Here is a 13,551-nt window from a genome sequence, read left to right on the forward strand (position 1 = left end):
ATACATCAAATCAGAGTTCTTCACTTCCTTTTGCAATCTCCTATAAAATTGGTGTGTTTCAATATAAATTTTAATTAATTCCTCATCGGATTCCTCATAAGAATCTCCAAGATAATCACGAATTATTTTTGCAGTTGGTACAGCCATTTTTTTGTTACCCCCCTTTCATGAAAATTTTTTCCGTAGTGTAAACGAAGCTGCGGGCCCGGTAGTTCTGCTATAGTAAATCAAGTTGGATGGTACGGGGGCTATGCACAGTAAATACACGTAATTTTTAATGTTTTCTCACTCCTTATATCACTTCATCATTCGCCTTTACTTCTATTACTTTGATCCGTCTAGCTTTATTCTTTCTCTGATCCTTCTTTCCTTTCTCTGGATGTTCTTTATTATGGCATGACGAACAAACACTTAATAGATTATCCATGTCTAATGCTCGACTAAGATTATCTTCTAAGTGCTCTATATGATGAACTATATTTGCTGGAGTGAGCTTGTTTAGCTTTAAACAGATTTGACATAAGTAATTATCTCTTATTAATACAAGTTTTCTACAATCTTTCCATGCTTGGCTGTCATAGAATTTCTTTTTATCTGCTTTATTCATTTTTTTCATCAAACTCGCAACCTAATCTTTAAATTTGGATACTCACTCATAACTGGACTTTTACATTTAGGACATTTCATTCCATCTCGCACCTTATGCGATATCTGTAATCACATACTAAATTTATACAATAGTGTGTCATGAGCTTACTCTTCATCAGTATTATCCTCCCTTCACCATAATAATTTAAATAAAATAAAGAACCACGAGAATTCTCTTTACTCGTAGTTCTTAAATTCGCAATACTGATAAACATATTAAATTTAGAAAATACTAATAGATTTCTAAAAAATTATAGTTCCATCAAACCTTTAGCCATATTTTATCATGACTGAATTCAATTACAGCTTTTAATTCAGGGGAAAATAACCATGTATCAAAACTTAAAGCTGTTACATCATCAATCACTTCAATTATTTTATCTAGTTGTGCTTCTACAGCAGGAATTCTGGCATTATCCCACAATATATAAGTAGGAATACTAATATTAGTAAAATGATCTTTAATATCAGTAACTGATCTAACTTCTTTTCCACTCTCTTTTTTCCAATCAATTCGTCCATAAAAAGTTATTTCATATGTTTTTTCAAATAGATTGAAGATAGAATCAGTTTCTTCTTTTGTTAAAACTCTTGCCGACCTTCCTAAGGCTTCAATACACTCATCAAATAATGTCATATTAATCTCCATCTCCTTGCTATATTATCTGTTTAAATGTTCTAATAGAGATTAAAATCTTCTTCATCACCTTCAATAGGAATAACAATTTAATCCATTAAACTAAATATAAGTTAGTTATTTTTCCCAGGAATTAGAATATATGATTTTACTTCAAACATAAATTCCACCTATTTCTTATATCGTTAAAAAAGAACCACAAGTACAAAATATCCTTACTTGTAGTTCTTCAAATAGTTTAAATAACAAGTGTCTATATTTTTAACCTATATTTATTTTTTAAACAAAATAGAATTAAGTATTTTGTTTAATTCATCCCTGAATATGGATCTTCATTATTTCCATCTAATTCTTTAATAGTTTCTTCAATAAGTCCTTTAATATTATTATCAAGGTTAGATGACAACGACTGTTTAATTATCTGGTAACTCTCTTTTAAACCTAAATGAGCCACTATAGATGTAACATTATCAACCACTTCATAGGAATTTTGATCCCATAATTCTTTAGTCAGCTTGTCGATTTCCATCTGTAATTTTCCATCTAAAACTTCATAAGTGTACCATTGTCTTTCAGATAACTGGTACAACACTTCTGAAAATTCAAATTTTGTATAATCTTTTGTTGTATTATATAAATGAAGTAACTTATTAAAATGTATTTTCAGATCAGATTTACTCATTCTGTCAGGTAAATTTTGATAAAATTCTATATTCATAATCCTCTCTCCTATTCAATAGGAATGTGTGTCAAGTTATTTGGTTTTTTATACAATTTTCCATCCTGCCCCAACAATTTTTTGCCAATTTTAATTTGCGCAGTCCAACCATTTCCTGAGTTACTATTAGGGTATTTAACCTTAGCATCTAAATCTGGAGAATGCCACTTGATTTCAACCTTTTGACCATTAATTTCAAATCTATATTTAAAACCTTCTTTTTATAGTATCACTTGGTTTAAAAGTATTTACTACATCTATAGGAATCATCTTTTTTAAATTTTCCACAGAGATTTTACCATTACTTAAAAGATTATTAACTGCAAACTTAGTATCATATATTGTTACAGTATTCCCTTTATTTTTGAAACCTTTACCAACCAAATTAAGTCCATCATCAATCCATTTATAAACTTTACCTCCAAAGAGATAGAAGGCAGCCATCCCTTTTTCCATATTTGTTGATTCAGAATCTAAAATTGTTACTGTATCTTCTAAGAATAAATAATCGGCAACTACATTGGTGAAACCTGTAGCTGCATCCCAAACATCATTTGACCAATCTCTTTCAGGATGGTCATAACCCCAATATACATCACAAGTAAATGCACCTTCACACTCTCTATGTCCACTAGGATCAATATATCTCAACGGATTATTGCTTACATACGTATACAAATTCAATGATAAAGGATTACTTACATCCCCTTCATACGTATCCTCATTAATAAACCTTCCGTCACTTGGGTCGTACTAGCGGGCACGTGTAAGTATTGCAAATTTGTGCTGTTGTCCCAATATTCAACTAAATATCTGAATGGATTTTCTAGTGTCCACTTCTTTGCGAAACAACTTCGTAAAATCTATTAATTAAATCTAGAATTTCTTCTTTTTTAACAATTTGTTCAGTCCAATTAGTCGGAATATCTTTGAATCCATAGTAAAGACCTGCTATTCCTCCAGTTACTGCTCCAGTAGTATCAGTATCACCTCCAAGATTAATAGATTTCAATACAGCATTTTTATAATCGTAAGTTGTTAAAAAAGACCATATACTTGCTTGTAAAGTATGTACAACATATCCTGATGATTCAATATCTTCTTCTGATAATTTGGATACGTCACCTTCTAATATTTGAGAGAAATGCATCAACTCTTCTTCAAATCCTACTCTTCCGCTAAAAAAGCTTTTAATAGATTTTTGCATTTTCAAATAAGACTCATTTTGATCAAATCCCATTAAAATATTTAATGCGAATTCAACATAAATGGAGCAAGCAACTAATGATCTTGGGTGAGCATGGGTAATGCTTGATACTTGATGTATTTTAGTATGTCTTTCAGATTCATCACAATCTCTTAAATAGAAAGCTAATGGGAGAATTCTCATTAATGAGCCATTTCCATTATCATGTATACTTTTTCCACCTGCATGAATTGGGTTCATATTCATTTCAAAATTGTATAAAGCATTCACAGTCGTTTGTCCTATATCAAAAACTTTACCATGCGGAGTCCAATACCCATTTTTAAGCCATTTTAAAAAAAACTGAGCAATTTCGAAGGGATTATATCCATTACACAAACTTTCAACCAAACAAAAGGTTAATGAACTATCATCAGACCAAGTACCTGCAGGCTGATTATGAGTCCCGTAACATCTCATATCTATCACTGGCTTCTTCTTTAAACTTTGTCTACTTACAAACTCTACTGGAACACCAAGAGCATCACCAACGCAAAATCCAAAAAGTCCTCCCGTTACTTTTTCTAGCATATAATCTCCCCCAAACTAATCAATAAATAAATTTAAATCTGCAGAATATTTGTTGAAGCCTTACTGTTATATTTCTACAATTTAACTACTTATTTATTTAAAAATATCCACTAAATAACTTCCTACTTTTTGAATTTCTTTCATTAATTCATCACTGTAATTTGCATAGTCAGCTTGAACAATCATAAAATTTTGTAAAAAAAATAATTTATCTACCAAACTCTTTTTTACATATTCTTCTTCTTTTATTAATGGCTTTAACTCGTCTAAGGTTCTATATAATTGATTAAAGGTACTTTTATTAATGATCTTAGCAGGTCTCAAATCAGCCATAATTTTTTTTAATAACTCAAATATTTTTTTTTCTATTACATCAATTTTATTATTCATTTTGAATCTCCCTTTATTAATAAATTAATGGTGAAAAAAACGCTAATTACAGTCACTAATCTTAAAGTTCTACTTCAAAATTACCTCACGGTACAAATTTCATATATATGATTTTGTAAACCTAAATATTGTGATATGATTATTCATAAAAGTTGCAATACTATTTTTTAATTTATTCTTTTTAAAAATAATTCAGCTTTTTAGATGCTTATTATTTATTGTAATTTAAAAGTAAGTATAATGGCAATAATGTTATTAACTTTTCACTTATTTATAAAACTATATTCACCCACTTCTTTCATAATCCTTCTAAGTAAATTAAAAAAATCCCCCATAATTTTACTTATGAGGAAATTTTACTATGACTATAATAATTATTTGAAAATGTTTTTCGCAAACCTCAAACAAACCATATTTTATTAAAAAATCCTTCCAATTTTTTTAATATTTATTATTCATTTTATATACCCCAATATAGCTTCTTGTGGTATATATTGATAAACTGAGACTTCTTGTTCAAGCCAACCCATCTCCATAGCAATTTCAGCTCTTCCAGGATTTTGATATTTATCACCATACAACATGAATTCATTATATACATTTACTTTTTTAGCTGGAACTTTATTTAAATCAATTACAACTATGCCATAATTATTTACCTCATTAAATTCTCTAGCAACATTAATATTTGTTGTGGTAGAAATCCAAGGGTCATTAAGCCAAGCTTCTGCTCTATCACCTAAAGTTACATGGTCTAATAAACTCCAAATTCCATATGGATTCTTTGCAATGATACCTTTTCCGGAAGCTACATTTCCAAAATCTTTTTCATTTAAAGCTCTATATGAAATATACCTATTTTCATCCTCTCTAAACTTTTCCAATTCTTCCGCAGAAATATTTGGAATTGTAATTGCAATATCTTTTGTATCGTTAGCTTCTGATTCTAATGCATCATTCATGCTATCTATTGCATAGGCACCAGTTGCTATTACCGCTGCTGCTTCTATTGCGCCTGCTACTGCTCCGATTACTGATGGAATTGCAGGAATCACACAGATAGGACAATTACCACTAGGATCAGTATAACGCAAAGGATTGTTGTAAGTATATGCATACAAATTCAAGCTAAGTGGATTAGATATATCCCCTTCATACGTATCCTCATTAATAAACCTTCCGTCACTTGGGTCGTACCAACGTGCTCGTAAGTATTGCAGGTTTGTTGTATCATCCCACAATTCACCAGAGTATTGAAATGGATTGTGCACCATTTCATTGGAAGTAACTAGATTACCCCAAAGATCATATTCATATTGGTTTAATTTCGTATTCCCAGTACTGTCTCTTAATTCTACAACATCACCATGTCCATTTTGCAGATAGTAATATTGATTGTTATAGGCATCTTCTGTTGTAACTAACCCTTTACCTCGTAAATATCTATTCTTTAGTCGGGCTTCACCATCCTCTACAGTTGCTTCTGCAATAATAACTGCACCGTCATAGTAGTATCGTGTTGTATCTCCATTTTCAATGCGTTCTACGAGTAAGTTATCTCCGTTATAAATATATTCTACCGTTTTTCCATCTGTTGTTGCTTGAATCAATCGATCTCGATCATCAAATACATATTGTGCATCTTTATCATTTCCAACATAATTACTCGTTTGATACTGTCTATTTCCTCTAGCATCATACGAATAGGTTTCATTAAATTCATCAGATGTTGAAATACGATTTAATTCATCATAGTCATATTGATTTGTAATTTCATTTTCTATTTTTGATGTAATATTACCATTATTATCGTATCCATACTGATATTGATTAATGATTGTACCATCTTGTTTTTGATGGGTTAACGTATCTAAATTTAAACCATCATACGTATAAATACTTTCAATACCATTAGGTTGCTCTATCTTTTGGAGTTGCCCATTTGTATAGTATGAATAGGTAGCCTCTGCATTTTGCATCGTTTTACCGACTGATCTTAATTGATTATTTTCATCATAATCATAATATAAATTTAGACCAAACGGATCTGTCATTTGAATTCGATTACCTAATTCATCATAGTAATATTGAATATTTCGTCCGTCTGAATAAGTTGTTTTATTCAATAACCCATTATAATCATCATAATCATAAAAAGTTGTTCCAGTTGCATCCACCATGGATAGGCGTTTTCCAGATAAATCATACGTGAATCCAATCGTTTCATCGGCACTTGTTTTTTGGATTAAGAAATTTCGATTACTATATTCAAATGTAAATATATCTCCATTTCTATCCACTCTCTCTACTAAGTTACCATTGGCATCATATGAGTTTCTGTCTTCATTATTTTTAGCATCGATTCTTTTAATCATTCTGCCAAGCTCATCATACTTTTTTTGTAATTGATTGGAATCAGCATAAGTAATTGTAGTGAGATTTCCTACCATATCATAGTCATACTGTGTATGTTCTAATTTTGCATTGATAACACCCATTAAACGATTTAATGAATCATATTCAAATTGAGTCACATTTTCTTTGGCATCATTTGATGAAATGACGTTCCCTATATCATCATACTGATAAGTAGCTAATACTTTAATTCCATTAGTGAGTTCTTCTTTTTTTATTGTCCTACCTAGCACATCAAAAGTGGTACGAAATACATTATTTTCTGGATCAGTACTTGTTACGGTATGTTGAATGTCATCATATTGGACAGTTGAGCGGTATCCATCTGAGTGAATCGTTTCAATATTTCGATCCCAAGCATCATAAATAAATTCAGTTCGATTTCCTAGAGCATCTTCTACCCAAATTTGATTCCCTAATTCATCGTAACCATACTTTTCTTTAGATTTATATACACCTTGTTCCATTATGCCAATTTCTGTGATCCAACCTATTGGATTAAATTTTGTAACGGTTTTAATTCCTTCTTCATCTGTTTTCACAATCACATTATCTACATCATCAAAGTCGATTTGAATATAGCTTCCATCTGGATGAATTGCTTTTGTCACTCTACCTAGTGCATCATACTCGTATGAACTAGTATTTCCATTTCCATCCACATATTGTGTGGTTTGTGCAGATGTTATATCATATGATGCTTCAGTAGAGATCGTAGAGACTACACCATCGATATCTGTGACATCCATTGACTTTATCGTCGGGTATGCGAATTGAAAATCTTCACCGTATAGCGTCTGTGCAAGAATATCTTTTTCCCCATTTTCAACTCTTGTTTGAGTTGCATTCCCATATGCATCGTAATTCTCATAGTTGATTTGTTGTAGCAATTCACCCGTTTCATCATTTTCATAGACTTGCATTTGGGTAATGCTTCCTTGTTCGTTTCTTTCAATTAAAGTATATAGAGTCGTTTCATTAATAGGTTCACTGATGTTTTTTAGTAACTTAGTATCTATATCATAGGTATATGTTGTTGTAATACCTAGTGGATTCGTTGAACTAATCACATTTCCGTAATCATCATATTCAGCAGATGTGGTCACCATATCTGAAGTAGTACTATCTACTATATTCGTAGTTTGACTACTTGTTTCAATCGGTAACCATGATAACTGGCGTTCTTCATCATAGATGTACGTCGTTGTTTCTTTTAAGTCCCCTGCTTCTTTGTCCACTTCTGTATTGTAATAATCTGCTGGGTTATCAGAATCAATGTAATCTTTCTTATAATGGAATGTTGTTGATTTTTGCCCACTATTCAAGGTCGTTGAAAATGTTAAGTCTTGATCATAAGAACTGCTAAGGTCCCCATTGTAAGAGAAGTTTTGTATATTTTTACTTTCTTGTGTTCCATTCTCATAAAATACTAATTCCTCTCTTGAGCTTACTCGATAAGCTTCATTTACAGAAGTTTTAGAAAGATATCTCTTTACAAGATTTCCATACGTATAGATACTTTTAGAACCTGTTGGATGCGTCACTCCCGTGAGTAGAGCATACGGATTGCTTTTTGAAGGGGTTGTACTTGTTAAGCTATATTCTGCAGGCTTCAAATCGTAATCGTAAGTTGTTACTCTACCTAATGGATCAATCACTTGGCTTAAGAGTGTGACACTACCTAATCTATTTTTTTTATATGTGATCCTTTTTTCTCCATATTGAATCACCACTTGTGATGATGTATTCGTTATAGTAATTGTGTTACCAATTGCATCGGTAATTGAACTCAGTACAAAATCGTTATACGTAAAATCAATGGTATTTGAATACGCATCTTGTATTTGAATCAGTTTACCTCTGCTATCAAAGTATTGATTTATTCCAGATATGGATTTAAGCACATACCGAGATGTAACCCCGTTTACTGTAACAGTATTATCTGATTCAAATGTGAGATCATTTAATTTATATCCTTGTAGCTTATACCCTGAAGAACTAGTCCCAGTAATTTGATAACTTCCTCTATCTGCTAGTTTTAGATATTTTTTGTTATTTATCTCTTCAATGTAAGGGAGATTCCAACTCCATCCCTTACCAATGGGAAAAATTTCATCTTCATACGTGCCTTGACCTATTGAAGTAGATAATTTATAAAATTGGGAGGAGCCACTGTTATAGGTTCTAGTTAAAGCAAAAGATAACCCATTTCTACCTGGTAAAACAAAGTCTGTTTCTTGGATTGATAAACTTCCAGATAAAGTAGATACCGTTTCATGTTTTAAATTAATAGAATACGGTGCTTCATTCGTTTGTAAATTGACATTATTTAAAGTTTCTTCATCAGGTTCAGGTTCAATTGGTTCCTCTTCTTCTAAAATTGAAACCTCATTCTTCTTTTTATCATCCTTATCTTTCTTACCTTCTTTGTTTTTTTTATCTTTCTCTTCTTCTTGATTAACAAGCTCATTACGAATGATACTTTGAGCATTTTTAGATGGATTAATAAACTTTGGCTTGATCTTTTTTATGCTCTCTTGATATGTTATTTTGTTTTCTTCTTGAAAGGTTTTACTGTTTTTCTCCTTAAAGGTTTTATTATTATTCTCCTGATATTTTAACGCTTCTTCAATGTCTTTTAGTGTATAACCTTTATTTAACTCATTTTGAATAAACTCTTGAGAGACATTAAAACGTTTCTCAAGATTCTTTTTGTTCTTTTTTGCTGATTTTAAAGGCTTTTTCACCTCAATGGATTTTGCCTTATCATTCTTGGCATAAACGGACGGGGATACTGCTTGTATATTAAAACTAGTAACCAATAAGGTTAAAATTAACGTTATAATAATAGATTTAAATTGTCTCTTTTTCATCTGATTTCACCCCTAGTTTTGAATAGTAGTCTGTTTATTTTTTAAATTTCCATTCTCATCGTATTGGTACTGTGTTTCAATGTTTAGCTCCAAAGGATTTACTGTAAAGGAATAGGATTCCTCTGAAAAACTACCGTCCTCACTAAAAACTTTTATATAGTAGGTTTGTCCACTTTCTACTAAATAATAGAGTTCATTAACTAATATTCCTTTTAAATTCATTTCAGCATCATAAACATGTAGACTATATTTGGTAGTCTCAGGTGATTGAAATGTTATAGTATCAACACCAGTTTGAGTTGGAATATACTTATAGAAATCCGAATCATTCTCTGAACTTATGGTTGAATTATAATTGCTATGATAAGCAATCGGATATGCTGTAGCTACATCATCATTGGGTTCGTAAGAAGTAGGTAATTGAATATCGTTAACATACGACCATCCAGACCAATTTGTTCCATCATATACTTGGATCCCAAAATTCCATTCTCCTCCTGCTAATTGTGGAGTCGTATGTGTTGTATTGGATGTAGATATAATGTCAGAAAAATAGGACCATGTTTCCCAATTATCTTGTGAACCAATTACTTGATACGCGACTTGCGTTTCCGTATCTAAATCACTATAATCCCAATGTAAAGTAATTGTATTTTCCTGTAGTTGTTGTCCATCACTATGAGAAGTAATATTTAACGTAGGTAAATTATTTAATATTACATGAACACTATTAGAATTTGGACTCTCTCCAATATTACTTATTGAGGTTACAACGTAATAATAACTGTTACCATTTACAACTGTTGTATCACTAAAATAAGGACTCAGTATACTCTCAGCAATGGTTTCATAAGGTCCTTCTAAAGTAGATGATCGTTTAACATTATAGCTCTCTGCTGTTTCTACAATATCCCATGTAAGGTCAACTTTTGAGTCACTTGCTATGGCTTGTAGATTCGTAGGCTGGTTAATACCATAGTATCTTTCTATAATGTAATCCGCTAAGTTATTCATTACTGCATCAATATTTGAATTATCTATATAGGTTCCAATGCCGTTATTATAGTCTATTAATGATTGAATACTGGATTTATTCCCATCATTCCCTATACCAATAAAGTCAAAGTTTGAAGAATCCATTCCGTTTTTAATGAAACTTGTATCTAAATCAGTTTCTAAGAAAATACCATAAAAACTATCCTCAGCATCCCTTAAATCCATTTCTAATGGAAGGTAATTGTTAGAAAAAGTTCCTGTATATACAGGGTATTGCGATATAGGAGTTCCTGTACCTTCATGATATAAACTACTTGTATCGTCACAATCATTAGCTCCTGCTAAAGAGTGATCATCACAATGTTTTCCCTGTAAATATACTCTAATTTCTTTCTCCATTAAATCATCATTAGAACTAGCATACCCCTTAACAATATCATCAGGATCATGATAATATCCAGATATATCTAAATCATTTGAGACAATATTACCTTCAGAATTTTTACTGTCTACTACCATCTCCATGCCAACCCTAGTATGTGTTACACCAGGATCTGCTGGACCACTTCCTGCACGAAGTCCTTCGTAAAATAAATTAGCCTCAGGAATAATCATAAAATTCATATCACCCCTGAAGTTACTAGTATGACTTTTTCCATCATCATCTCTAGCTGCTTGACTATACCAATAAAAGTTGTCTAGAGACCCAGTAATACTCTTATTTAGTTGTATTGCTTCTTTATAGGTTACGTCTTCAGGATCAAATACATATTCATATATATATTCATCACTTATTAAGTTCCCAGTATCTGAATTTCTTATTTCTCTATTAAAAGAACCAATATCATGATTAACATAAGCATAAAATCCTATTGAATGCAAAGGTAGATTGTTGGGATTACTATATGTAAACATTTCTGCCCATAAAGTATCTTGGCTAGGGTTATTTGGAGGAAAATAGGAATCTGACCAACAAGCATTGGGATCTTGATCATCTTTCTTAGAACAAACTCGTTCATTATGAATTGTAATAATCTCCCCATTCTCATCAATTACATTTATATCCATATATAGATTCTCAGATTTTGTATCAAACCCACTCTCATCAAAATCCATATCTTTTAAAATTACAGTATTAATACTAGGAATAAAAAAAGCTCTAAAATCTACTCCAAATGTACCTTCATCATTACTATAGTAATAATTCCCGTTAGTCCTAACTAATTTAGATACTGGATTTTGGACATATCCTCCTAAGGTATCAACAGATAAATCCAATCTTATATCTCTTTCTTCTAAAAGAGGAATTAATACTTCTTGTGCTTTTTCCAATATGATTTGTTCGTTATACCCTAATCGCTCTGTCATTAAAATTAAATCAGTGTCAATTACTCTAGTAAGTTTAGTTCCATCCATAGCTTTAGTAGAAGTGATTGGTTCTGAAATATTGCCAGAGTAATCTTCTAAACCTTGTATAGAAAATTCAATTTCACCAACAGGATCTTCTTCAGTTACTCTGACTGAGGCAACTAGACTATGTCGAGTATATGATATATTAGTAGGTTTCCCCAAGATGGTTATATATGGATCCTTCACAATTCCCTCATTTAATCCAATAGTTAATTCTACCGTACTTCCTTCACCTGCTAAGTCCCCTCCATCACTAGAAGAAATAGAAGAGAAAATGATTTTTGGAGCAGTATCAGGCGTATTATCCACCCCGTTTTTTGAGGGAGTTTTTATATCTGTCCAGCCCTCTACTCCTAATTGACCATAATCGTCACTTCCTACTGTCACTACACTTCCATCGCTTTTTAAGCCTACTGTATGATAAATTCCTCCGGTCACTTCTACAATATCTGTCCAACTGGCGACTCCTAATTGACCATAATCGTCACTTCCTACTGTCACTACACTTCCATCGCTTTTTAAGCCTACTGTATGATAATATCCTGCTGACACTTCTATTATATCTGTCCAGCTTTCGACTCCTAATTGACCGTAATCATCACGTCCTACTGCCACTACACTTCCATCGCTTTTTAAGCCTACCGTGTGAAATCCTCCTGCTGACACTTCTACTATGTCTGTCCAGCTTTCAATTTCTAATTGACCATCACTATTGTATCCTACTGCTACTACACTCCCATCATTTTTTAAGCCCATCGTATGATAATACCCTGCTGACACTTCTACTATGTCTGTCCAGCTTTCAACCTCCAACTGTCCAAAATTATTGGCTCCTACCCCTACTACACTCCCATCACTTTTTATGCCTAAAGTATTATAATTTCCTGTTGACACCTCAACTATATCTGTCCAGCCCTCGACCCCTAACTGACCGGAATTATCATCTCCAACAGCCACTACATTTCCATCCATTTTTAATCCTACTGTATGCTTAGATCCTGCTGACACTTCCACGATGTTTCTCCAATCACCAACTCCTAATTGGCCAAAATCATTCCGTCCAACAGCTACTACACTTTTATCTCTTTTTAAACCTACCGTATGAAACCCCCCACTAATGTTGTTGTTTTTTATCTCATCATGGGTCAAAGTAACAGCGGAACTAGTCATCTGATTCAAGTTTAGTGTTTCTGTTTCTTCTAAATTATTTAATAAGTTTTCTTGTTCTTCTACATCATTCAATGGTTCTTCTTCAATAATTTCATCATCTATCTCATTCGATTCTTGTATATCTTGGGAATCTTCTTCTATTGTTACTAATCCATAACCATATTCAGTGATATCTCCTAAAGATACCGCTGTTGTAAATAATTGATTCTTAACATCTTCAGAAGTTAGTTTCTTATCATTAGCCCACAATACTGCTGCTGCTCCTGTTACATGAGGTACAGCCATTGATGTCCCAGACATTTCACCATATGTATTGTCATTTAAAGTACTTAATATCGATGTTCCTGGAGCCACTAAATCTAATTCTGAACCTGTACTAGAGTATTCTGCTCGTTTTAAGTTTTCATCAACAGCACCAACAGATATGCTTTCTGGATATCCTGCTGGAAAAATTAAAGTTTCTTCCCCTAATCCTAAGTTCCCTGCTGCTGCAATCACTAAAATACCTGCATCTGTA

General features: G+C 32.2%; 9 protein-coding genes and 1 pseudogene. All 10 read right to left on the reverse strand.

Features of this window, described 5'->3' with window-relative positions:
* Window positions 1-292 precede the first annotated feature (292 nt).
* The gene (locus ERL59_RS19760) at window positions 293-616 is read right to left on the reverse strand and encodes an HNH endonuclease (RefSeq protein ID WP_160647958.1); all 324 of its coding nucleotides are present in this window, start codon (window positions 614-616) and stop codon (window positions 293-295) included.
* A 294-nt stretch (window positions 617-910) separates the two neighbouring features.
* Window positions 911-1,285 carry a CDI toxin immunity protein gene (locus tag ERL59_RS19765; RefSeq protein WP_160647959.1) on the reverse strand — a complete coding sequence of 125 codons (375 nt, stop codon included), beginning with the start codon at window positions 1,283-1,285 and terminating at the stop codon, window positions 911-913.
* A gap of 307 nt (window positions 1,286-1,592) precedes the next feature.
* Window positions 1,593-2,003 carry a hypothetical protein gene (locus ERL59_RS19770; RefSeq protein WP_160647960.1) on the reverse strand — a complete coding sequence of 137 codons (411 nt, stop codon included), beginning with the start codon at window positions 2,001-2,003 and terminating at the stop codon, window positions 1,593-1,595.
* Between the two features lie 11 nt (window positions 2,004-2,014).
* Window positions 2,015-2,197, reverse strand: coding sequence for a hypothetical protein (locus ERL59_RS21655; RefSeq protein WP_160647965.1), 183 nt, complete (start codon window positions 2,195-2,197; stop codon window positions 2,015-2,017).
* A gap of 13 nt (window positions 2,198-2,210) precedes the next feature.
* Window positions 2,211-2,654 carry a hypothetical protein gene (locus ERL59_RS19780; protein ID WP_235929975.1) on the reverse strand — a complete coding sequence of 148 codons (444 nt, stop codon included), beginning with the start codon at window positions 2,652-2,654 and terminating at the stop codon, window positions 2,211-2,213.
* Between the two features lie 27 nt (window positions 2,655-2,681).
* A pseudogene (locus tag ERL59_RS21495) lies at window positions 2,682-2,732 on the reverse strand (hypothetical protein); the annotation flags it as partial.
* 97 nt (window positions 2,733-2,829) lie between these two features.
* Window positions 2,830-3,780, reverse strand: coding sequence for an ADP-ribosylglycohydrolase family protein (locus tag ERL59_RS19785; RefSeq protein ID WP_160647961.1), 951 nt, complete (start codon window positions 3,778-3,780; stop codon window positions 2,830-2,832).
* Between the two features lie 93 nt (window positions 3,781-3,873).
* A complete protein-coding gene (locus ERL59_RS19790) occupies window positions 3,874-4,170 on the reverse strand; it encodes a hypothetical protein (protein ID WP_160647962.1) in 297 nt (98 codons plus the stop codon).
* A 455-nt stretch (window positions 4,171-4,625) separates the two neighbouring features.
* The gene (locus tag ERL59_RS19795) at window positions 4,626-9,458 is read right to left on the reverse strand and encodes an RHS repeat-associated core domain-containing protein (RefSeq protein ID WP_160647963.1); all 4,833 of its coding nucleotides are present in this window, start codon (window positions 9,456-9,458) and stop codon (window positions 4,626-4,628) included.
* 12 nt (window positions 9,459-9,470) lie between these two features.
* Window positions 9,471-13,551 (reverse strand): S8 family serine peptidase (locus tag ERL59_RS19800; RefSeq protein ID WP_160647964.1); only part of this gene is annotated, 4,081 nt, incomplete at its 5' end.

Origin of the sequence: Chengkuizengella marina (genome assembly GCF_009910845.1) — a bacterium.
Taxonomy (GTDB): Bacteria; Bacillota; Bacilli; order Paenibacillales; family KCTC-33759; genus Chengkuizengella; species Chengkuizengella marina.